18 protein-coding genes are annotated in these 21702 nt (G+C 66.1%); 16 read left to right on the top strand and 2 right to left on the bottom strand.

Going from position 1 to position 21702, the window contains the following annotated elements; translation table 11 throughout:
* Nucleotides 1-104 precede the first annotated feature (104 nt).
* Nucleotides 105-2855: an AAA domain-containing protein gene (locus tag VE092_RS12015; protein WP_324877007.1), complete on the top strand. Its 2751-nt coding sequence runs from the start codon at nt 105-107 to the stop codon at nt 2853-2855.
* On the opposite strand, the gene VE092_RS12010 is transcribed toward VE092_RS12015, so the two are convergent.
* Nucleotides 2818-4212 carry a PLP-dependent aminotransferase family protein gene (locus VE092_RS12010; protein WP_324877004.1) on the bottom strand — a complete coding sequence of 465 codons (1395 nt, stop codon included), beginning with the start codon at nt 4210-4212 and terminating at the stop codon, nt 2818-2820. The genes VE092_RS12015 and VE092_RS12010 overlap by 38 nt on opposite strands.
* A 448-nt stretch (nt 4213-4660) precedes the next feature.
* Here VE092_RS12010 and VE092_RS12005 point away from each other — a divergent pair, with 448 nt between their 5' ends.
* The 10 genes from VE092_RS12005 (at nt 4661) to VE092_RS11960 (ending at nt 14721) form a co-directional block, all read left to right on the top strand.
* The gene (locus VE092_RS12005; RefSeq protein WP_006463016.1) at nt 4661-5143 is read left to right on the top strand and encodes an MSMEG_0572/Sll0783 family nitrogen starvation response protein; all 483 of its coding nucleotides are present in this window, start codon (nt 4661-4663) and stop codon (nt 5141-5143) included.
* Nucleotides 5144-5158: 15 nt separating this feature from the next.
* Nucleotides 5159-6241: a Nit6803 family nitrilase gene (locus tag VE092_RS12000; RefSeq protein ID WP_324877001.1), complete on the top strand. Its 1083-nt coding sequence runs from the start codon at nt 5159-5161 to the stop codon at nt 6239-6241.
* Entirely contained in the window at nt 6198-7280 is a 1083-nt protein-coding gene (locus VE092_RS11995; RefSeq protein ID WP_324877040.1) for an MSMEG_0568 family radical SAM protein, read from the top strand. Before VE092_RS12000 ends, VE092_RS11995 begins: the two co-directional genes overlap by 44 nt.
* A 2-nt stretch (nt 7281-7282) precedes the next feature.
* Nucleotides 7283-7855 (top strand): MSMEG_0567/Sll0786 family nitrogen starvation N-acetyltransferase, encoded by a 573-nt coding sequence (locus VE092_RS11990; RefSeq protein ID WP_324876999.1) that lies wholly within the window; start codon nt 7283-7285, stop codon nt 7853-7855.
* Nucleotides 7852-8865 carry a sll0787 family AIR synthase-like protein gene (locus VE092_RS11985; RefSeq protein ID WP_324876997.1) on the top strand — a complete coding sequence of 338 codons (1014 nt, stop codon included), beginning with the start codon at nt 7852-7854 and terminating at the stop codon, nt 8863-8865. The genes VE092_RS11990 and VE092_RS11985 overlap by 4 nt, the downstream gene beginning before the upstream one ends.
* Nucleotides 8865-10085, top strand: coding sequence for an MSMEG_0565 family glycosyltransferase (locus tag VE092_RS11980; protein WP_324876995.1), 1221 nt, complete (start codon nt 8865-8867; stop codon nt 10083-10085). Before VE092_RS11985 ends, VE092_RS11980 begins: the two co-directional genes overlap by 1 nt.
* Nucleotides 10078-10365, top strand: coding sequence for an MSMEG_0570 family nitrogen starvation response protein (locus tag VE092_RS11975; protein ID WP_006463022.1), 288 nt, complete (start codon nt 10078-10080; stop codon nt 10363-10365). Before VE092_RS11980 ends, VE092_RS11975 begins: the two co-directional genes overlap by 8 nt.
* Nucleotides 10366-10404: 39 nt before the next feature.
* Nucleotides 10405-11706, top strand: coding sequence for an MSMEG_0569 family flavin-dependent oxidoreductase (locus VE092_RS11970; RefSeq protein WP_324876993.1), 1302 nt, complete (start codon nt 10405-10407; stop codon nt 11704-11706).
* 17 nt (nt 11707-11723) lie between these two features.
* Nucleotides 11724-13709: an AMP-binding protein gene (locus tag VE092_RS11965; RefSeq protein ID WP_324876991.1), complete on the top strand. Its 1986-nt coding sequence runs from the start codon at nt 11724-11726 to the stop codon at nt 13707-13709.
* A 70-nt stretch (nt 13710-13779) separates the two neighbouring features.
* Nucleotides 13780-14721: a GlxA family transcriptional regulator gene (locus VE092_RS11960; protein ID WP_324876989.1), complete on the top strand. Its 942-nt coding sequence runs from the start codon at nt 13780-13782 to the stop codon at nt 14719-14721.
* 22 nt (nt 14722-14743) lie between these two features.
* Here VE092_RS11960 and VE092_RS11955 read toward each other — a convergent pair whose 3' ends face one another.
* Nucleotides 14744-15688 carry a GlxA family transcriptional regulator gene (locus VE092_RS11955; protein WP_324876987.1) on the bottom strand — a complete coding sequence of 315 codons (945 nt, stop codon included), beginning with the start codon at nt 15686-15688 and terminating at the stop codon, nt 14744-14746.
* Between the two features lie 530 nt (nt 15689-16218).
* Here VE092_RS11955 and VE092_RS11950 point away from each other — a divergent pair.
* From VE092_RS11950 to VE092_RS11930, 5 genes are all read left to right on the top strand, one after another.
* Nucleotides 16219-18402, top strand: coding sequence for a xanthine dehydrogenase family protein molybdopterin-binding subunit (locus VE092_RS11950; RefSeq protein ID WP_414653473.1), 2184 nt, complete (start codon nt 16219-16221; stop codon nt 18400-18402).
* 11 nt (nt 18403-18413) lie between these two features.
* On the top strand, nt 18414-18869 hold the full coding sequence (locus VE092_RS11945; RefSeq protein WP_324876983.1) for a (2Fe-2S)-binding protein: 456 nt from the start codon (nt 18414-18416) through the stop codon (nt 18867-18869).
* A complete protein-coding gene (locus VE092_RS11940; RefSeq protein WP_324876981.1) occupies nt 18866-19420 on the top strand; it encodes a hypothetical protein in 555 nt (184 codons plus the stop codon). The genes VE092_RS11945 and VE092_RS11940 overlap by 4 nt, the downstream gene beginning before the upstream one ends.
* A gap of 10 nt (nt 19421-19430) precedes the next feature.
* Nucleotides 19431-20396, top strand: a complete 966-nt coding sequence (locus tag VE092_RS11935; RefSeq protein ID WP_324876979.1) for an XdhC family protein — start codon at nt 19431-19433, stop codon at nt 20394-20396.
* 104 nt (nt 20397-20500) lie between these two features.
* Nucleotides 20501-21688: an FAD binding domain-containing protein gene (locus tag VE092_RS11930; protein ID WP_324876977.1), complete on the top strand. Its 1188-nt coding sequence runs from the start codon at nt 20501-20503 to the stop codon at nt 21686-21688.
* Nucleotides 21689-21702: the final 14 nt, after the last annotated feature.

The raw sequence follows: 21702 nt of genomic DNA, 5'->3' as shown, positions 1-21702 counted from the left end.
CGCCTCTAATTTGCCGCAAGGCAAACATATCAATGACCTGCTGCCCGACATTGTCCTCCGATGGCGATGGCGTTGGTGGCAGCGGGCAAGCGCAGGGGGCGGCGATGTCAGCGGTAACCATCCATCTTCGGGGCGAAGACCGGACTGCACAAATCCATGACTGGAAGATCTACTGGAGCGACAAGCATCAGGCCTGGTTCCTGACCTGTTACTTCCACAGCACCAAATCCTTCAGCCTGCCGCTGGCCGAATGCCGCATCTCTCCGACCCGCGAGCTGGGCGGCGCCTTGCTCAACAAGGGCAAGGGAGGGGCGGCCAAGCGGGTGGAGCAGGCTACGCTCTATGGAAACAAGTATGTGATCGTCAGCTATGCCGGTAACCGCAAGGGCTATCTGCATCGCCTGGATGACGTCAGCGTGGTGGCCGAGACCAAGCTCAAGCAGTCGCCGGTCTTCCGCTATTTCCTGGCCGTTGCGCAGGCCCGGGGCGGGCAGGGCGGTGAGGCCTCGCCGGATCAGGACCGCATCGCCGATAACGTACTGCGCCAGCTCAACAAGCTGCCAGCCCATCCGGACAGCGCCCTGCAGGCCTATTGCAGTGGCGCGAATCGCAGCCGCGAACTCTCCCGTCCATTGATCTTCCCCTTCGGCGTCAATGCCAGCCAGATTGAGGCGGTGGAGCAAGCCTTCCGTGCGCAGATCAGCGTGATCGAAGGTCCTCCCGGTACCGGCAAGACCCAGACCATCCTCAATATCGTTGCCAACATCCTGTTGCGGGACGAAACGGTCGCCATCCTCTCCAACAACAATTCGGCCGTGGATAACGTGGTCGAGAAGCTGCAGAAATCTGACCTGGATTATCTGGTGGCCAAACTCGGCAGCAAGGCAAAGCGCTCCGCATTCTTTGAATCCCCGCCTGCGGTGCCGTCGGAACCCCCATTGCCCGCACCTGCGCTGGAAGAAATTGACGCCGCCGTCATCCGCCTCAAGCAGTACCTGCATGCCCACAACCGCGCAGCCCAGCTCAAGGCCGAGATCCAGGAGTTGCAGGTCGAGCAGCGCTATCTGCAGCAGTGGCATGATGAAAACGACGTGCCAGTGGGGCCGGCACTGGAACGATACCGATTGACGCCCGCCCGCGCGGCCGATCTCATGGCCTATCTGTCGCATCTGGGGCAGCGGCCGATCGGACTGCGCGAACGGTTCAGCCTGCTGTTGCGCTTCGGCGTCCTCCGCGCCGCTCCCTTCGCTGCCGGCGCCCAGCGAGTACGCAGCTTCCATGCCCTGCAGGCCCACTTCTACCAGCGCCAGCTGCAAGAGAAGGAGAACGAGCTGGCGGCCTGCCTGGCGACCTTGAAAGAGGGGAGCTTCGATGCCTCGCTGGAGCAGGTGCGGCAGGATTCCATGCTCTGCCTGAAACAACATCTGCACGGTCGCCAGCCCGATGCACGCGCCTTCGGGATCGATACCTATCAGACTGACTTCGGCGATTTTCTGGCACGCTATCCGATCATCGCCAGCAGTACCCATTCCATCATCAATTCGCTGGCCGAAGGTGCCATGCTGGACTACGTCATCATCGACGAGGCGTCCCAGCAGGACATCCTGCCCGGCATCCTGGGCCTGGGCTGTGCGCGCAACCTGATCGTCGTCGGTGACCGCCGCCAGTTGCCGCATATTCCGGTGGCGCTGGGCATGCCGGCGCCATCGCCGGCCTACGATTGCGAGCGCTTGAGTCTGCTCGATTCAGTGATGGCGGTGTTTGGCGATGCGCTGCCGCGGACCCTGCTCAAGGAACATTATCGCTGCCATCCGCGCATCATCCAGTTCTGCAACCAGCAGTTCTATGACAATGCCCTGATCCCGATGACGCCCGACGATGGCACCGCACCGCTGCGCCTGATCGTCACGGCCAAGGGCAATCACATGCGTACGACGACCAATCTGAGGGAAATCGAATCCCTGCTGGCGGTGCTGGATGAGGCCGGTGAGCGCAGCGGTGTGGATGCCCAGGGCCGTGGCTTCATCGCGCCTTTCCGGGCGCAGGTGAAGCTGGCCGGCGCGCAACTGCCGTCGGATTTCGTCAGCGATACCGTGCACAAATTCCAGGGCCGGGAATGCGAGGAAATGGTCTTTTCTACCGTGCTGGACAAGAAGCGCAGCAGCCAGTCGATGTCCGGCTTCGTCGATGCGGCGCAGATGGTCAATGTCGCCGTATCACGGGCCAAGCGGAGATTCACTCTGGTGACCGGCGATGAGGTCTTCGCCCAGCGCAATGGCCCGGTGGCCGCACTGATCCGCTATATCGAATACTACGCAGACCAGGCGCAAGTGCGGCGCGCGCCGGTGGTGTCGGCCTTCGACCTGCTGTACCAGGAATACGACCGCTCACTGGCCAGGCTGGCCGCCAGCCTGCGCAGCGGCGATTCGCACTTCCGGTCGGAGCAGATCGTGACGCAGCTGTTGCGAGAACTGCTGGCAAGCACGCGCTTTGCCGGCTTGCGCTTCCATTGCCAGGTCCGTCTGCAGCAGCTGGCGTCTGCCCGCAATCCGGCCATGACACCGCGTGAACTTGAATTCATGGCACAACAGGCCAGTTGTGACTTCGTGATCTATTTCAAGGTCGGCAAGCAGCCGCTGGGGGTGATCGAAGTGGACGGCGGCTTGCACCACGGCCAGCAACAGAGCGAACGCGATGCGCTCAAGAACAGCATCCTGCACAAGAGCGGTATTGATCTGCTGCGCCTGCAGACCATCGATAGTGATATCGAGGCCAGGCTGGGCAGGTTCCTCGCGCAATGGGTGGATGCCGGCGAAACTACACCACCGCCGGCCGTGCCAGCGGCGCTTCATTGAGCGCATCGCGGATGACTTCCAGCGCGTGCTGGATATCGTGGCGGCTGGCCACGCCGCCGATGCAGACCCTTACCGCCTGCTCCGGGGCGGCCCCTACGGCGAAGGCGTCGCTGGCCACCACGCCGATGCCGGAGGAGCGCATCTGGGCAGCGAAGCTGGCGGCCTGCCAGCCCCCACGCAACTTGATCCAGAGATGAAAGGCCTCGGCTTCGGAGGCGTAGCTGTGCGGGGGCAGGATGCGGGCGGCGATCTTCTGGCGGGCCATGGATTCCTTGCGGATGTTGGCCAGCGCCAGGTCGGCCACGCCATCGCGTATCCAGTGCGTGGCCAGGGTCGAGGTGATGGGCGAGGCCATCACCGTGGTGGCCCGTAGCGAGGCCGTCAGGCGCGCCGCCGAGTGGGTGTCCGGCGCCACCATGTAGGCGATGCGCAAGCCGGCGCCCACGCTCTTGGCCAGGCCGGTGACGTAGAAGGTCAGTTCACTGCCCAGGCTGGCAATGGCCGGCGGGGTCGAGCGTGGCAGGAAGCCATAGGCGTCGTCCTCGATGATGGCGACTTCGTAGTGGCGGGCGATGTCCACCAGCGCCTGGCGTCGTGACAGCGAGGTGGTGCAGGTGGTGGGGTTCAGCAGCGTCGGGTTGCAGTACAGGGCCTTGGGCGCGTATTGCGCGCAGGCGCCGGCAAAGGCGACGGCGTCGATGCCTTCGTTGTCCATCGGCAAGCCGACCAGCTTGATCCCCAGTTGCCCGGCCAGGGCGCGCAGGCCAGGGTAGGTCACGTCTTCACAGCACAGCACGCCACCGGGGCCGACCAGCATGGTCAGGATCGCCAGCAACGCGCATTGCGCGCCAGGGGTGACCAGCACCCGTTCCGGTTCCACCACCAGCCCGCGCCGACGCAGCCACAGGGCACCGGCCTCGCGGTCTTCGGGCGAGCCGCCGAAGTCCTGGTAACGCATCAGGTCGCGCAGCCTGCCGTTGACCTTGCTCCATCCTGCCTGCATCAGTTCCAACAGTTCCGGCGACTCCGGCTCGGGCGGCATGTTCATGGACATGTCCACGTTGGGCCGTCCCTCGGTCACGCGGGGGATGCGCGGGCGCCGCTTGCCGCAGACGAAGGTGCCGCGTCCCACCACCGAATCGACCAGCCCGCGCCGATGCGCTTCTGTATACGCCCGGGCCACGGTGGTGAAGTCCAGGTCCAGCGCTTCGGCCAGCTTGCGCTGCGGCGGCAGGCGCTGCTCAGCCTGCAGCTGCCCGGTGGCGACATCCTCGGCGATGGCATTGGCGATGGCCAGGTAGAGCGGGCCGCTGCCCTTCTTCAGTTTGGGGACCCACATGGTGCTGTTCTTCGGCATGACGATTCCTTGGTCGGCTTGACGGATCTTGCGCGGATTCAATATTGACTGCATCGGTCTTGTCAATTGAATGCAATTTATATTCCATCCAATACAGCCTGGAAGCGGTTCTCCCTGCACCGACTTGCATCATTGATGGCGGGGCGCATGCACCAAGGTAAAACACGCCGCTACTCCAGAGTGCATGCGGGTTTGCGCGATTGTATGGAGCGATTGAATGGATTGCTGCGCGGGTGCTGAAAAGCCCGTCGGGAAGGTCCGCTCGGGAAGCCGCAAGTGTGCTGGAAGCTGGATCGGTGATCAGCGATTGACGGGATTTTCTTGCAGTCAATTCACGCATTGACGGGGCATTGTTGGCACGCGTGATGCATTCAATGCCAGCGTCGCGGCAACATCGCCGGACCACTTCCACAAGTGACCACCCACAGCAATCAAGAGGAGTCTCACCATGCCCGCAGTCACCAAAGCAGCCCACGCCCCCGGCGATTTCCTGGTGGATTATGAAGAGAAGGTATTCGAAGACGTCAAAGCCCAGCCGGGTGAAAAAGCGCTGGTGACCTTCCATACCGTGGCCTTCGAAGGCTCGATCGGTTTCGTCAACCTGTTGCAGGCCACGCGTCTGAAGCGCAAGGGCTTCGAAACCTCCATCCTGCTGTACGGTCCGGGCGTGACGCTGGGCGTGCAGCGTGGCTTCCCCACCCTGGGCGATGAAGCCTTCCCCGGCCACCAGAACTTCAACAAGCAGATCGTCAAGTTCATGGAAGAGGGCGGCAAGGTCTATGCCTGCCGCTTCGCCCTGCAGGCGCTGTACGGTCATGGTGAGCCCTCGCTGATCCCGGGCATCCGTCCGATCAACCCGCTGGATGTGCTGGACCTGGTGTTGCTGCATCGTCGCGACAACGCCTTCATCCTCGACACCTGGACCCTGTAAGCGGAAGGGCGGCCCATGAGCATCAACAAGAGAACGGTACGGGCGGCGGCGGTGCAGATCGCGCCCGACCTCGATAGTGCCGACGGCACCGTGGCCAAGGTCTGCCAGGCCATTGCCGACGCCGCTGCGCAAGGCGCGCAGCTGGTGGTGTTTCCGGAGACCTTCGTTCCCTACTATCCGTACTTTTCGTTCGTGCGGCCGCCCTTTGCGTCCGGGCCCGAGCACCTGCTGCTCTACGAACGCGCCGTCGAGGTGCCGGGTCCGGTCACCCAGGCCGTGTCGGCGGCGGCACGCCAGCATGGCACGGTGGTCGTGCTGGGTGTCAATGAACGCGACCACGGCACGCTCTACAACACGCAACTGGTGTTCGATGCCGATGGCGAGCTGGTCCTGAAGCGCCGCAAGATCACGCCGACCTATCACGAGCGCATGATCTGGGGCCAGGGCGACGCCAGCGGTCTGAAGGTGGTGCACACTGCCGTGGGGCGCCTGGGTGCGCTGGCCTGTTGGGAACACTACAACCCGCTGGCACGCTACAGCCTGATGGCGCAGCACGAGGAAATCCACTGCGCGCAATTCCCCGGCTCGATGGTCGGCCAGATCTTTGCCGACCAGATGGAGGTCACCATCCGCCATCACGCCCTGGAAGCGGGCTGCTTCGTCATCAATGCCACCGGCTGGCTGACCGATGAGCAGATCGCCGCCATCGAACCCGATCCCAAGGCGCAGAAGGCGCTGCGCGGCGGCTGCTGTACCGCCATCGTCTCGCCGGAGGGCAAGCTGCTGGCCGAGCCCCTGCGCAGCGGCGAAGGCATTCTGGTGGCCGATCTCGACATGGAACTGGTCACCAAGCGCAAGCGCATGATGGATTCGGTGGGTCACTACGCACGCCCGGAACTATTGCATCTGGTGATCGATGATCGCCGTACTTCCCCCATGTCTTCCCTGTTCCCGGCGGAACAGTCTTCTCCTGTCATCCCATCTTCCGCGAGGCCCCATCATGCAGACAGCCGTCATCCAGTTGCATCCCCAGCGTTCGAGCCGCAAGGCACCCATGGAGCTGATCTCGGAGCTGCAATCCTTAGGGCTGCGTCTTGACGATCCCACCGCCGGCGCACAAAGCCGGCGCGGCGGGGCGGGGCCGTCCGACCACAAGGCGGTGACGGTCGACGGTCATACCGTGATGATCCCGGTGCATACGGCCGGCTCCTGGTCCTCGCCCTATGTGGCCACGCAACCGGGCGCGGATGGCGCCTCGCGCATCCTGCGCGACGGCGTCGAGGTGGGGGTGGTGTCCTTCCCGCGCCAGCCGCGCTTCTACAAGATGCAGACCTTCGATGGCATCCCCTACGGCAAGATCGCCACGCTGCACGGTGCCGACGTGCTGGCCACCACCATCCTGCAGAGCTGCATCCGCTACGAAAGCCGGCGCAAGTCCTGCCAGTTCTGCGCCATCGGCCAGTCGCTGGCGGCCGGCCGCACCATCCTGCGCAAGACCCCCGAGCAACTGGGCGAGGTGGCGCGGGCCGCGGTGCTGCTGGATGGCGTCAAGCACATGGTGATGACCACCGGTACGCCCAACGCCACCGACCGTGGCGCGCAGATCCTGTGCGAGAGCGCTTTCGGCGTGAAGTCGGCGGTGAACCTGCCGATCCAGGGGCAGTGCGAGCCGCCCGATGACGATGCCTGGTTCCGCCGCATGCACGACGCCGGCATCGATACCCTGGGCATGCATCTGGAAGCGGTCACCCCCGAGGTGCGCAAGCGCATCATGCCGGGCAAGGCCAGCGTGCCGGTGGAGCGCTATATGGATGCCTTCGCGGCTGCAGTCGATGTTTTCGGTCGCGGCCAGGTCAGCACCTACATCCTGGCCGGGCTGGGCGACAGCGACGAGGCCATCCTCGGCATGAGCGAGCGCCTGATTGCGCTGGGTGTCTATCCCTTCGTGGTGCCCTTCGTGCCGATCTCTGGCACGCCACTGGAAGACCATCCCTCGCCCGACGCGGCTGCCATGCGGCGCCTGTTGAGCCTGCTGGCCGGCATGCTGGAAGCGGCCGGCATGCGCTCCGGCGACGCCAGGGCCGGTTGCGGCAAGTGCGGCGCCTGCTCCTCCCTGTCTTCGTTCGAAAGGAAGTGATCATGAGCGATGTGGTCGAGAAAGCTGTTGCCGCCGTCACTGCGCTGGCGCCGTCGGCCCCGGTAGTGCGCATCAAGCTGGCGCTGGACAAATGGGAGCGCGAGCAGGCGCGACAGCTGCGACGCGACGTGTTCTGCGCCGAGCAGGGCGTGTTCCAGGACGACGATACCGACGCCATCGACGCCATCGCCATGCCCATCGTGGCCGTGATGGAGGCGCCCGATGGCAGTCGCAGCGTGGTCGGTACCGTGCGCATCCATGAATCCGTACCCGGCGTGTGGCACGGCTCGCGCCTGGCGGTGGCGCAGCATGCGCGGCGCATCGGCTCGGTCGGTAGTGGCCTGATCCGGCTGGCCGTCTGCACCGCTCATGCCCATGGCTGCCATACCTTCCTGGCCCAGGTGCAGAGCCAGAACGCGCCGCTGTTCCGACGCCTGCACTGGCAGACCCTGGCCGAGATCGAGGTACACGGCCTGCCGCATCACCAGATGCAGGCCGACCTGGCCTTCTATCCGCCCATCAGCGACGGCGAGCGGGGTTTCCTGGCCGGCCAGCGCGAGGAGCGTGCAGCATGAATGCGCGAGACAGCGCGCCCACGCTGGCGCAGATCGTGACGACCCTGCGCGCCGCCCGTGGCATCGCGCACAAGCGCGATATCGATGCGGTGGTCCAGGTGCTGGACCCGGCGCCAGCGGTGCGGCATCAGGGCCACACCCTGGCCGTGGGCGACGACTGTGCCGCCATTCCCGATGGCGATGGCTATCTGCTGTTTGCCATCGAGGGTTTCATCAATGAATTCGTCGAACAGCAACCGTGGTTTGCCGGCTATTGCGGCGTGATGGTCAACGTCAGCGACATCTATGCCATGGGCGGGCGCCCGGTGGCGGTGGTCGATGCCCTGTGGAGCCGCGATGGCGATGCCGCGCGGCCGGTGCTGGAAGGACTGGCCGAGGGAGCGCGCGTGTATGGCGTGCCACTGGTGGGCGGGCATAGCAACCGGCGCAATGACCGCGAGCAGTTGTCGGTATCCATCATCGGTCGCGCCCGGCGTCTGCTGACCAGCTTTGATGCCCGCAGCGGTGATCATCTGGTGGCCGTGATCGACCTGCGCGGCCGCTTCCAGGAACCCTATGCCTACTGGAACGCCAGTTCCGGTGCGCCTGCCGAACGCCTGCGCGCCGATCTGGAATTGCTGCCGATCATTGCCGAGGATGGACTGGCCAGTGCCGCCAAGGACATCAGCATGGCCGGTGTGATCGGTACCGCGCTGATGCTGCTGGAGTGCTCCGGCAAGGGCGCGCTGATCGACCTGGAGGCCATTCCCTGCCCACCGGGTGTGGATTTCCAGCGCTGGCTGACGGCCTTCCCCAGTTATGGATTTTTGCTCAGCGTGTCGGCGCCGGACCTGGAACAGGTACTGGACCGCTTCGCTGCCCGTGGCCTGTCGGCAGCGTCCATCGGCAGCATCGATGACAGCCGCACACTGCGCCTGTCCATGCAGGGCCAGACGGAGACCTTCTGGGACCTGGCCGAAGAAGCCCTGATCGGCTGCGGCCCGGTGCGTGCCGGGCAGGGTGGTGTGTGATGACGCGACCAGTCTCGGCCCTGATGCGGCCCCTGCGGATCGCCATGCTGACCCACTCGGTAAATCCCCGGGGCGGCGTGGTGCATGCCCTGCAACTGGCCGAGAGCCTGCAGGCCCTGGGACAGGAGACCACGCTGTTCGCGCCCGATGCCCGTGGCCGCGGTCTGTTCCGCGAGGCTGCCTGTGGTTTTCATCCCGTGCCGGGGTCGGTGCACTGCGCCGACGTGGTGGACATGGTGCGCCAGCGTATCGACGACTATCTGCGCTGCTTCGAACAGCCGGGCATGGACCGCTTCGATCTCTACCACGCCCAGGATTCGATCAGTGCCAATGCCCTGGCCACGCTGGTTGCCCGTGGCGTGATCCCGGGCTATGTGCGCACCGTGCATCACCTGGACCAGTTCGATGACCTGCGGCTGCATTCCTGGCAGGAACGCGGCTATCGCGCCGCCGACCGTCTGCTGTGCGTGAGCCGCACCTGGCAGGACATCCTGGCCCGCGAGCACGGCGTGCGGGCCGAGCTGGTCTCCAATGGCGTCGACCTGCAGCGCTACAACGCCACACCTGCGGCGCAGGCAGCCCGGCGCGACCCGCTGCTGCGCCAGGAACTGGGGCTGGATGGCGCACCGATGCTCCTGGCGGTGGGCGGGGTGGAGCCACGCAAGAACACCTTGGGCATCCTGCGTGCCTTCCTGCGGCTGCGGCGCGTCTATCCGCAGGCGCAACTGGTGATTGCCGGTGGCGCCAGCGTGCTGGACCACGCCGACTACCAGCGCAGCTTCCAGGATGAACTGCAGGCTGCCGATCTGCCGCCGGGCGCGCTGCGCATCCTCGGCCAGGTGCCGGACGCCGACATGCCGGCCCTGTTTCGCTGTGCCGACGCGCTGGTGTTTCCCTCGCTCAAGGAAGGCTTTGGCCTGGTGGTGCTGGAAGCCATGGCCAGCGGCGTGCCGGCAGTGGTCTCGCGCATCGCCCCCTTTACCGAATATCTGGACGGCGGCTGCTGCGCCTGGGTCGATCCCCATGACCCGGCCTCGATTGCCGCCGGCATTGCGCATGCGCTCGATCCGGCCGGCCGCGCCTCCATGGTGGCTGCCGGCCAGGCGATCTGTGCGCGATTTTCCTGGTCGCGCTCGGCGCGACGCCATCTTGAGCTTTATCACGATTACCTGGGCCAGCGCGCCCCATCTGCAACACCCCAAGAGGAACACCATGCCTGAAATGCACTTTCGCGTCCGCTGGCCGGACGACACCGTCAGCGACTGCTATTCGCCCTCGCTGGTGGTCAAGGAACACCTGCAAGCCGGTAGCCGTTATCGGCTGGCCGATTTCGTCGAACGCAGTGCCACTGCGCTCAACATCGGCAGCGAGCGCGTGCGCGAGAAATACGGCTTCGCCTGCTCATCGGCCATGGACCAGCTGCGCCGCATCGAAGAGACCGCCGCCCGTTTCGAGGGCCAGGCCGACGCCGAGGTGGTGGTCGAAGCCTTCCTGCCCTGATCTGTTCATCCAACCCGACAACATCCCATGAGGAACATCATGTCCATTGCAAGCCAAGGCGCAGTGCGCCATCACAGTGTCATCATCATCGGCGGCGGCCAGGCCGGGCTGTCCATCAGCTGGTACCTCAAGCAGGCCGGAGTCGATCATCTGGTGCTGGAAAAGCACCAGGTCGGCCACGCCTGGCGCAACGAGCGCTGGGATACCTTCTGCCTGGTCACGCCCAACTGGCAATGCAACCTGCCGGGCTACCCGTATCGCGGCAACGATCCCTTCGGCTTCATGAAGAAGGATGAGATCGTCGAGTACCTGGATGGCTTCGTCGCCAGCTTCCAGCCGCCGGTGCGTGAGGGCGTGAGCGTGAACAAGCTGTGGCGCGAGGACGGGCTGTGGCGCATCACCGCCAGCGATGGCGCCTATTCGGCCGACCAGGTGGTGGTGGCGGTAGGTGGCTATCACATCCCGGTGGTGCCGCGTGCGGCCGAGCGCCTGCCGGCCGATATCGTGCAGATCCACTCCAGCCAGTATCTCAATCCGCAATCACTGCCGGAGGGCGAGGTGCTGGTGGTGGGCACCGGCCAGTCCGGCTGCCAGATCGCCGAAGACCTGCACCTGGCCGGCCGTCGCGTACACCTGGGCGTGGGTGACGCGCCCCGTGTGGCGCGCACCTACCGGGGCAAGGATGTTGTTGAGTGGCTGGACAAGATGAAGTATTACGACCTGCCGGTGGACAAGCATCCGCTGGGCACGGGCGTACGCGAAAAAACCAACCACTACGTCACCGGCCGCGATGGCGGTCGCGATATCGACCTGCGCAAGTTCGCCCTGGAAGGCATGCAGCTCTATGGCAAGTTCGAAAGCCTGGAGGGCGAGGTGGCGCACTTCGGCGGCGGCGTGAAGGGTTACCTGGACGAGGCCGACGCCGTCTCCGAAAGCATCAAGGACAGCATCGACCGCTTCATCGACGCCAACGGCATCGAGGCGCCGACCGAGGCCCGCTATGTGCCGGTGTGGCAGCCGCCTTCGGATGCGGCGCGGGCGCTGGACCTGCGCGCCGCGGGCATTTCGGCGGTGGTCTGGTGCATCGGCTTCCGTACCGATTTCAGCTGGATCAACGAACCCATCTTCGACGGCCGTGGCTATCCCGGTCACGAGCGTGGTGTGACGGTGGCTCCCGGCCTGTACTTCCTGGGCCTGCCGTGGCAATACACCTGGGGCTCGGGCCGCTTCTCCGGCATCGACCGCGATGCGCGCTACCTGTTCGACCACATCAGCGCCTTGCGTGCCGGGGCGACGTCGTCCACTGAATCGACACCATCGGCGCTGTCACAGGCCGCCTGAGCCCGAGGGAGTTTCCCATGCCGCAGCAAGCCGTACTTTCGCCCGTGGACGCCGCCAGTTCCGCCTATGGCCGCCTGATGAAGCGCTCGCAGCAGGACCCCGAGGGTTTCTGGCGCGAGCAGGCCGGCCGCATCAGCTGGCAGCGCGATTTCGATCAGGTCCTCGACGACAGTCGGGCGCCGTTTGCACGCTGGTTCGTCGGCGGCCATACCAACCTCTGTCACAACGCCGTCGATCGCCACCTCTCGGCGCGGGCTGAGCAGGCGGCGCTGATCTGCATCTCGCAGGAAACCGGGCAGGAGCGGGTGCTGAGCTACGGCCGGCTGCATCGTGAAGTCAATGCGATGGCCGCCATCCTGCTGGAACGTGGGGTGCGCCGTGGCGACCGGGTACTGGTGTATCTGCCCATGATGGCCGAGGCTGCCATCACCATGCTGGCCTGTGCGCGCATTGGCGCGGTGCATGCGGTGGTGTTCGGCGGCTTCGCGCCGGCCAGCCTGGCAACCCGCATTGTCGATGCGCGGCCGGCGCTGGTGGTGTGCGCCGATGCCGGTTTCCAGAACGGCGTGGCGGCGGGTTACAAGGCCTGGGTTGATGAGGCGATGGAGATCGCCGGTCATGCCTGCCCGGTGCTGGTGGTGGATCGTGGCATCTTGCCGTGGACGCCGGTGGCCGGGCGCGACCACGACTACGCGGCCCTGCGCGAGCGCCATCTGCAGGCCGAAGTGCCCTGTGTCTGGCTGGAGTCGAACGAACCAAGCTACCTCCTCTACACCTCCGGTACCACCGGCCAGCCCAAGGGCGTGCAACGCGATACCGGTGGTCATGCGGTGGCGCTGGCCACCTCCATGGCATTGCTGTTCCAGGCGCAGCCGGGACAGACCATGTTCACCACTTCCGACTTGGGGTGGGTGGTCGGTCATAGCTATGGCCTGTATGGTCCGCTGATGCTGGGCATGCGCAGCGTGCTCTACGAAGGCTCGCCGCTGCGACCCGATGCCGGTGCCTGGTGGCATCTGGTGGAGCGGCATGGCGTGAACCTGATGCTGTCCTCGGCCACCGCGATGCGGCTGCTCAAACGCGGCGGGCGGCGCGCCTTCCGCGCGGCCGAGCTGTCGTCGCTGCGCTGCCTGTTCCTGGCCGGCGAACCGCTGGATGAACCTACTGCGCAATGGCTGGAAGAAGCGCTGGGCAAGCCGGTGATCGATCACTACTGGCAGACCGAGACCGGTTCGCCCATGATCGGCCTGCCGCTGACCGACCTTGATGGCTGCACTCCGTTACGACGCCAACGGGGTTCGCCGGGACTGCCGGCGGCCGGCTACCGGCTGGCGGTGCTGGACGAGCAAAGCGGCCAACCCTGCGCCATCGGCGAGAAGGGCTTGCTGGTGGCTGGCGGCGTCTTGCCGCCCGGTTGCCTGAGCACGCTCTGGCAACGTGACGAACAGTTCCTGAGTACCTACTGGCGGCGCGAGCAGGGCCAGTGGCGCTATGCCACCTTCGACGTGGCGGTGGCCGGCCCGAACGGTCATCTGCGCGTACTGGGCCGGGCCGACGACGTCATCAATGTGGCCGGCAAACGCCTGGGCACGCGCGAGGTGGAGGAAGTCCTGCTGGCCGACGATGCCGTGGCCGAGGTGGCCGTGATCGGCATGCCGCATCGCCTGCGCGGGCAGGTGCCGATGGCGGTGGTGGTGCCGCGTGCCGGTATCCAATACCTGCCCAGCCTGCTGGAACACCGGCTGGGGGAAGTCGTGGTGTCGGCCATCGGTGCCTGGGCGCGGCCGCGTCGCATCGTGCTGGTGGAGAGCTTGCCGCGCACACGCTCGGGCAAGGTCCTGCGCCGTCTGATGCGCGAGATGGTCAACGGCGAACTGCCGGACGCCGCCTGCCCGCCGGAGCTGGCGGCCTTGCACACGCTGCTGGCCGGCGCGCCGCAGAAGTTGCCCGAAGCCGGCCTGCACCTCTCTGCGGGGGCAGAGGCAATGCCGCTCCCAGCCTGAGCGCTTGCGCGAACGCAGGCGGGCGGCTATCGTGCTGGCTTGCACAACGGGGAAACGGGAAGGAATCAGCATGCATCACATCGGCTACTTGCTCACCGACGGCTTCCAGGTCATGGGGCTGGCGACGCAGACCGTCTTCGAGTACGCCAACAAGGTGGCCGGCGAGGACTTCTATGCCCTGCGCAACTTCTCGGTAGGTGGTGGCGATGTGCGCTCCTCGCTGGGCATGTCCATTGCGACGCTCCCGGTGGAGCAGGCCGAGCACATCGACAGCTGGATGGTCTGCGGCGTGGGCAATCCGCTGGAGTCGCCCTCCAGCCAGGAGGAACGCAGTTTCCTGCAGACCACCGGCCAGCGTGCCCGACGCATTGCGGCCATCTGCACCGGTGGTTTCGTGCTGGCCGAATCGGGCCTGTTGTCCAAGCGCCGTGCCACCACCCACTGGTTTTTCGCTCGCGACATGCAGGCGCGCTTCCCGGACATTCAGGTGGAGGACGACCGCATCTATATCGTCGACGGCGCCATCTGGACCTCGGCCGGCATGACCGCCGGGCTGGACATGGCGCTGGCCATGGTCGGCAAGGACCTGGGTGAGGACGTGGCACGGGGCGTGGCGCACAACCTGGTGATGCACCAGCATCGCACCGGTGGTCAGACCCAGCATTCTGAAATGCTCTCCCTGGCCCCCAAGACCGACCGCATCCAGAATGCCCTCAACTACGCCCGCAAGAACCTGATGCGACCGCTCACGGTGGAAGAACTGGCCGAGGAGGCCAATCTCAGCCCGCGCCAGTTCAGCCGCGTCTTCACCGCCGAGACCGGCTTGTCGCCCTCCAAGGCGATCGAAGGCCTGCGTCTGGAAGCGGCGCGCCTGATGATCGAGCAGAGCCGCCATCCGCTGGAAGTGATCGCCCGCGAAACGGGTTTCCGCGACCGTCGTCACATGCGCGAGGTCTTCATGCGTGGTTATGGCGTGCCGCCGCAATCGATGCGGCGCGAAGTGCGGGCCTGAGGCCGGTCCTATGCCGGCCGGCTCAGGCCTGCTTGCGGGTGCGGATGTCGCGCAGGATCTTTTGCGGCGATTCGCCCAGCACGCGGGCAAAGGCGCGCCGCATCCGCTCGTCATCGCCAAAGCCGGTCTGCACGGCAATGCGGGAGGGGGTGGAGTGACCGCTTTCCATCAGTGACTGCGCAGCCTGCACGCGCAGTTTTTCGATGGCCTTGGCGGGGGACAGGCCAGTCTCGGCCTGGAAGGTACGGCTGAAATGGCGCGCACTCCAGTTGACGTGGTCGGCCAGTTGCTGGATGGTCAGCGGTTCGCGCAGGTTTTCCCGGATGAAGCTGAGCACACGCTGGATGCGTTCCTGCTTGGGATCGATCTCGGCCAGTACCGAGAACTGGCTGGTGCCTCCGGGACGGCGATGACTGAGCACCATGGTCTTGCAGATGGCGCGCGTGACCTCGTGGCCGAGATCGGACTCCACCAGACCCAGCACCATATCGATGCCGGCCGTCATGCCGGCCGAACTCCAGAACTTGCCGTCGCGCACGTAGATCTGGTCCGGCTGCACCCGCAGCTGCGGGAACCGGGTCGCCAGCGTGTCAGCGAAACTCCAGTGGGTGGTCACGGCGCGGCCGTCGAGCAGGCCGGCTTCGGCCAGCAGGAAGGCGGCGGTACAGATGCCGGCGATGCGACGACTATCGCGGTCGGCCTGGCGCAGGCGATCCAGCAGGCCGGGGCAGGGCGTGGGTACGGCCGGTGTGCTGGCTACCAGCAGGGTGTCGTAGGGGGTGTCGTCAATGGCCTGGGTGCCGATAGGGACCCCGGAGCGGGTCTCGATGTTGCCGCCCCGCATGGAGACGATGTCCACGGCATAGCTGCCGGGCGCAAAGTGGTTGGCGATTCCCAGGATGGTGAGAACGGAGAGATCCAGGATATGGAATCCGGGATAGACAAGCAATGCGACACGGGCAACCACGGGACCTCACGAACGTAGAAAACAGGTCCCGCCAGCATACAAGCGCACTCTCTTCACAACAAGACCTCATCCATGCGGCGGCCGCCCCCGGTGGTGGGAGCAGCCATGGCAGCGAGGCCGGCCAGGTGATTCTTTCGCTACGGCAAGCAACAGTAACGCCGTCTGTCCAGACGCCGTGCGCGTGCAGGTACAGCCGAGCGGGACGGCCGACTATAGCAGCGCCGGCGCTGGCGGGGAGGACAGGAAATGCGGCAATTCCTGCCATCCGCAGGCGCCCTCCGGGCAGGGGTGCAAGCCGCTCGGCCAGCTGGTGGGACATCCATTCGGCATGGCTGTATTTGCACGATTTCATGGCCGCTGCCAGCCGCTCCTCCCCGTATAATCTGGCCGGGGGGAGCAGCATGCAGCAAGGTCGCGGCCTTGCCCGGCCATCCCACATCCGCCATCGCCGTCCGGCGCGGTCTCGACCGCGCGGAGGGGAGGCGGGATTCTTTTCCAACCTGCCTTGAGGTGGTCACTCCCGCAATGGGATGGGACGCCGCATGGACACGCCAGGATCATCCATGACCGACCGTCGACTTTTTCTCAAAACCCTGGCTGCCGGCGGCGGCGGCCTGATGCTCGGCGTATTGCTGCCGCCGGCCGGCGCACGTGGCATCGCCGGTACTGCCGCCGCTCCCGGCACCAGCTGGGAACCCAGCGCCGTGCTGCGCATCGGCAGCGACGGCAAGGTCACCATGACCATGCCCTACGTGGAAATGGGACAGGGCACCTACACTTCGGTGCCCATGCTGATTGCCGAAGAACTCGAAGTGGACCTGCACGATGTGGTGCTGGAACATGCCGGAGCCGATGACAAACGCTACATGAATCCGGCCCTGGGCTTCCAGGTCACGGGCGGTTCCACCACCATGCGCGCCGCCTGGATGCCGATGCGCCAGGCCGGGGCCGCAGCCCGCATGCTGTTGGTGCAGGCGGCTGCGCAACGCTGGCAGGTCGATCCCGCCAGCTGCCTGGCCCGGAGCGGCGCCGTGCTGCATCCCGCCAGTGGTCGCAAGCTGGGCTATGGCGCGCTGGTCGATGCCGCTGCGGCCTTGCCCTTGCCCGCGCCGGCCAGCATCGTGCTCAAACCACCCGCCGAGTTCCGCCTGATCGGCAAGCCCGCGCGGCGCCTGGATACCGCCGGCAAGCTGGACGGCTCGGCCCGTTACGGCATGGACGTACAGTTGCCCGGGATGAAGGTGGCGGCCCTGGCCATCACCCCCACCCTCGGCGGTCGCCTGGACAGCATCGATGAAGCGGCCGCGCTGCGTGTGCGCGGCGTACGCCAGGTGGTGCGCCTGGAGGACTGCGTAGCCGTGGTCGCCGACCATTACGGCGCCGCCCAGAAAGGTCTGCTGGCGGCCAAACCGACCTGGCACGAGGGGCCGCACGCCAGGCTGTCGACCGCCGACATCGTCGCCGACATGCAGCGCGCCAGCGCCAGCGCGGCCGCCCGCGTGCGCAGCGAGGGCGATCCCGAGACGCGCATCGCCAGCGCCGTCAGGGTGCTGGAAGCGACCTATGAACTGCCCTTCCTGGCGCATGCCGCCATGGAGCCGATGAACTGCACGGTGCACGTCACGCCCACCCATTGCGAGGTGTGGACCGGGACCCAGGTGATGACGCTGGCGCGCGCCGTGGCGGCCAAGGTCACCGGACTGCCCCAGGACCAGGTGACGGTACACAACTTCCTGCTGGGGGGCGGCTTCGGTCGTCGCCTGGAAATCGACGGCGTCGAACGTGCCGTGCGCATCGCCACCCAGGTCAGGCACCCGGTCAAGGTGATCTACAGCCGCCAGGACGATATCCGCCATGACATGTACCGCCCCTACTGGTTCGATCGCCTGCGCGCCGGCATCGATGCCCAGGGCATGCCGGTGGCCTGGTTCCATCACCTGACCGGTTCGTCGGTGCTGGGCCGTTTCCTGCCGCCGGCCTTCAAGAATGGCTACGACGAAGAAAGCCTGGACGGCGCCGAGCGCCCGCCGTATGCCTTCCCGGCCATCCGGGTCGACTACACCCGCCATGAACCGCAGTTGCCCACGGCCTTCTGGCGTGGGGTGGGTCCCACCCACAACGTCTTCGTGGTGGAGAGCTTCATCGACGAACTGGCCTTTGCCGCCAACATCGATCCGCTGCAATACCGGCTTTCCCTGCTGCAGCACAATCCGCGTGCCCGCCAGGTACTGGAAGTGGCGGCCCGCGAGGCCGGCTGGCATGGCCCGCGCGAGGGCAGGACCGGGCGCGGCCTGTCGGTGCAATTTGCCTTCGGCACCTATATGGCCATGGTGGCCGATGTGGAGGTGGAGCAGGGCGAGGTCAAGGTACGGCGCGTGGTCTGTGCGCTGGACTGCGGCATGGTGGTCAATCCCGATACCGTGCAGGCCCAGGTCGAAGGCGCCGTGATCTTCGGGATTTCCGGGGCGCTGTGGGGCAACATCACGCTGCGCAACGGTCGGGTGGAGCAGGGCAACTTCGACGATTACCGCGTCATGCGCATGTCCGAAACGCCGCGCATCGACACCCACATCGTGGCCAGCCACGAGGCGCCCGGCGGCATGGGCGAGCCCGGCACGTCCGGCATCATGCCGGCGCTGGCCAATGCGGTCCATGCGGCCACCGGAACACGAATCCGCAAGCTGCCCATCGTGGCCGCCTTGCAAGCAAGCTGACAGGAGCACACATGATTTCTCTGAACCTCAACGGCAAGATGGTCAAGGTCGAGGCCGAGCCGGATACGCCCCTGCTGTGGGTATTGCGCGACGAGCTGCAGATGAGCGGCACCAAGTACGGCTGCGGTGCCGCCCTGTGCGGTGCCTGCACCGTGCACGTCGACGGCCAGCCCACTCGTGCTTGCGTGCTGCCGGTGTCGGCGGCGGCAGGCAAGAAACTCACTACCATCGAAGCCATCGGCGCCACGCCGGTGGGACAGCGGGTGCAGGAGGCCTGGGCCGCAATCGACGTGCCGCAATGCGGCTACTGCCAGTCGGGCCAGATCATGGCAGCGGTGGCCTTGCTGCGCGCCATTCCCAGACCCAGCGATGAGGACATCGACCAGGCCATGTCGGGCAACATCTGCCGATGCGGCACTTATCCGCGCATCCGTGCGGCGATCCACAAAGCGGCGGAGCAGTCATGATGCGCGCGCTGATGGTGATGCTGCTGGCCTTGTGTTCGCTCACCCAGGCGCAGGCGCAAGGCAAGGGCAAGCCGGCGCGGGACGATGGGGCGCTCTTCGAACCGATCGCCAGCGTGGTGATGTCGCCGCGCTGCCTGAATTGTCACCAGGCCGAAGCACCGCACCAGAAGGACATGGGCGTACTGCATGCCCAGCAGGTGGTGCGCGGCAAGGATGGCCACGGCTCGGCCGTGCTGCAGTGCGCGGCCTGCCACCAGGCCACCAATACCGCGCAGGGCAAGGTACCCGGCGCGCCCAACTGGCACCTGGCGCCGCTGTCCATGCGCTGGCAGGGACTGGACAAGAAGGGGGTGTGCGAACAGATGCGTGACCCGGCCCGCAACGGCAACCGCAAGACCGGCGCGCAGGTCATCGAGCACATGAAGACCGATCCGCTGGTGCTATGGGCCTGGTCGCCCGGTGCCGACCGCACCATCCCGCCGATGTCGCACGAACAGTTCGTACAGATGCTGGAAATGTGGGCGGCCGCCGGCATGCCTTGCCCGGGTTGAGTTGGGTACCATGGACAGCCTCGATTTTCAGGTCTTGCAGGCCTGCGTGCAATGGATGCAGCAAGGCCATGCCTGCGAATATGTCACGGTGGTGCGCACCTGGGGCTCCAGCCCGCGACCACCCGGTTCCACCATGGTCATCCGTGATGACGGCGTGGTGGTCGGCTCGGTCTCGGGCGGCTGCATCGAGGATGATCTGATCGCCCACGCGCGCGCTGACGGACTGACGCGGCGCACACCACAGCGGCTCAGCTACGGCATCTCCGCCGACGAAGCGCATCGCTTCGGCCTGCCTTGCGGTGGCACGGTGGAACTGCTGGTCGAACCGCTGGCCGCGCATAGCAAGATGGCCGAACTGCTGGCGCGCCTGCAAGGCCGTCTGCTGACCCGGCGGCGGCTGGACCTGGGCAGCGGCGTGGTCACGCTGGAAGACGCCGGCCAGGACCAGTCCTTGCACCTGGACCAGCATACCCTGACGACATTCCACGGCCCGCGCCTGCGGCTGCTGATCATTGGTGCCGGCCAGCTCTCGCAGTTCCTGGCCCAGATCGCCACTGCCCTCGATTACCAGGTCACCGTCTGCGATCCGCGTGAAGAACACCGGCTGGCGTGGTCATTGCCGGGCGTGTCGGTGGTGCATGCCATGCCCGATGATCTGGTGCTGGAGATGCGGCTGGACCGCCGCAGCGCCGTGGTGGCCCTGACCCACGATCCACGCCTGGACGACATGGCCCTGATGGAAGCGCTCAAGACCGACGCCTTCTACATCGGCGCCATCGGCTCGCGGCTGAACCAGTCACGGCGCCGTGAACGCCTGCTGCAGCTGGACCTCGATGCCGATCAGATCGCCAAGCTGCATGGTCCGGTGGGGCTGGACATCGGCAGCCGCACGCCGCACGAGATTGCCATCTCCATCATGGCGCAGATGATTCAGGTACGTGGCGGAACCAGGGAAGCGGCCGCGCCGGCCTACTGATCCTGTCCATTGCGCCCAGCGCAAAAGGCCTTGCGGTCCGGGAAGCATTCCCACCCGTGGGCACTCAGGGCATAGTGGGGACAGTCCAATATCGGGGTCAGATCGTGTCCACTTCCTTGCCTTCTTCTTCCGCTGTTTCCTCCCCATCGCCATCCCGCCCGCGACACGCCATCATCATCGGTGGCTCGCTCGGCGGTCTGTTTGCCGGCACCATGCTGCGCCAGATCGGCTGGGACGTTGATATCTACGAGCGCTCGGCCAGCGATCTCGACAGCCGGGGCGGTGGCATTGTGTTGCAACCGGAGGTGCTGGAGGTGTTCCGCCGCATTGGCGTCGATATCCGCCGCCAGGCACTGGGCGTGCCCTCGATCAACCGCGTCGTTCTCGACAAGGATGGCAGCGTGCGGGTACGGCGACCGGCGCCGCAGACCCAGACTTCCTGGTCCCTGATCTATAGCACGCTGAAGTCGGTCTTCGGCAGCGAGCACTATCATCAGGGCCGGGTGCTGTCGCATGTGGAGCAGGAGCCGGACAGCGCCCGCGTGACGGCCTGCTTCGAGGATGGCAGCCGCGCCAGCGGCGACCTGCTGATCGGCGCCGACGGCGGGGATTCGCGCGTGCGCAGGCAGTTCTGGCCGGCGCAGCTGCCCGGCTATGCCGGCTACTTGGCCTGGCGTGGGCTGCTGCCCGAGGCCGATATGCCGGCCACCACCCGCGCTGTGCTGCATGGCGACTTCGGCTTTGCCAACCATACCGGCTCGCACATCCTGGGTTACCTGGTACCAGGGGAGGGCAACAGCATCTGGCCCGAGCAGCGTCTCTACAACTGGGTCTGGTACCGCGTGGCCAGTGAGGCCATGCTGGAAGAGGTGATGCTGGATCGCGATGGCCGCCAGCGCGCCTATTCGTTGCCGGAAGGCCTGCTGGCCCCACGCTGGCGCCAGCACCTGCGCGAGGAAGCGCCGCAGCTGTTGCCGCCGCCCTTCCGTGATGCAGTGCTGGCCACCGATGCCCCCTTCGTCCAGGCCATCCGCGACCTGGCGGTGGAACAGATGGTCAGCGGTCGGGTGCTGATTCTGGGCGATGCGGCCTCCATTCCACGCCCGCATACCGCAGCCAGTACCCTGAAGGCTGCCGCCAATGCGCTGAGCCTGGCCGATGCATTGCAGGCCAGCCCGGACGACATCGACGCTGCCCTGGCGCGCTGGGAACCACGCCAGGTGGCCCTGGGCCAGCAGTTGCTGCGCCAGGGTGTGGAAGCGGGCCAGTTGCTGCTGTTCCATCATCCCTGATGGGCCGAGTCCCG

The sequence above is a fragment of the Herbaspirillum sp. genome (genome assembly GCF_035644555.1).
Taxonomy (GTDB): Bacteria; Pseudomonadota; Gammaproteobacteria; order Burkholderiales; family Burkholderiaceae_D; genus Herbaspirillum.
The sequence above is the reverse complement of the archived record's forward strand: the minus strand, read 5'-3'. Positions and strand labels throughout refer to the sequence as shown.

What these genes read in the sequence shown, in the direction of transcription:
- VE092_RS11980 (WP_324876995.1), top strand. Translation starts at nt 8,865, where the DNA reads ATGACGCGACCAGTCTCGGCCCTGATGCGGCCCCTGCGGATCGCCATG.
- VE092_RS11965 (WP_324876991.1), top strand. Translation starts at nt 11,724, where the DNA reads ATGCCGCAGCAAGCCGTACTTTCGCCCGTGGACGCCGCCAGTTCCGCC.
- VE092_RS11985 (WP_324876997.1), top strand. Translation starts at nt 7,852, where the DNA reads ATGAATGCGCGAGACAGCGCGCCCACGCTGGCGCAGATCGTGACGACC.
- VE092_RS12005 (WP_006463016.1), top strand. Translation starts at nt 4,661, where the DNA reads ATGCCCGCAGTCACCAAAGCAGCCCACGCCCCCGGCGATTTCCTGGTG.
- VE092_RS11960 (WP_324876989.1), top strand. Translation starts at nt 13,780, where the DNA reads ATGCATCACATCGGCTACTTGCTCACCGACGGCTTCCAGGTCATGGGG.
- VE092_RS11975 (WP_006463022.1), top strand. Translation starts at nt 10,078, where the DNA reads ATGCCTGAAATGCACTTTCGCGTCCGCTGGCCGGACGACACCGTCAGC.
- VE092_RS11970 (WP_324876993.1), top strand. Translation starts at nt 10,405, where the DNA reads ATGTCCATTGCAAGCCAAGGCGCAGTGCGCCATCACAGTGTCATCATC.
- VE092_RS11945 (WP_324876983.1), top strand. Translation starts at nt 18,414, where the DNA reads ATGATTTCTCTGAACCTCAACGGCAAGATGGTCAAGGTCGAGGCCGAG.
- VE092_RS11935 (WP_324876979.1), top strand. Translation starts at nt 19,431, where the DNA reads ATGGACAGCCTCGATTTTCAGGTCTTGCAGGCCTGCGTGCAATGGATG.
- VE092_RS11995 (WP_324877040.1), top strand. Translation starts at nt 6,198, where the DNA reads ATGGAGCTGATCTCGGAGCTGCAATCCTTAGGGCTGCGTCTTGACGAT.
- VE092_RS11940 (WP_324876981.1), top strand. Translation starts at nt 18,866, where the DNA reads ATGATGCGCGCGCTGATGGTGATGCTGCTGGCCTTGTGTTCGCTCACC.
- VE092_RS12010 (WP_324877004.1), bottom strand. Translation starts at nt 4,212, where the DNA reads ATGCCGAAGAACAGCACCATGTGGGTCCCCAAACTGAAGAAGGGCAGC.
- VE092_RS11950 (WP_414653473.1), top strand. Translation starts at nt 16,219, where the DNA reads ATGGGACGCCGCATGGACACGCCAGGATCATCCATGACCGACCGTCGA.
- VE092_RS12000 (WP_324877001.1), top strand. Translation starts at nt 5,159, where the DNA reads ATGAGCATCAACAAGAGAACGGTACGGGCGGCGGCGGTGCAGATCGCG.
- VE092_RS12015 (WP_324877007.1), top strand. Translation starts at nt 105, where the DNA reads ATGTCAGCGGTAACCATCCATCTTCGGGGCGAAGACCGGACTGCACAA.
- VE092_RS11990 (WP_324876999.1), top strand. Translation starts at nt 7,283, where the DNA reads ATGAGCGATGTGGTCGAGAAAGCTGTTGCCGCCGTCACTGCGCTGGCG.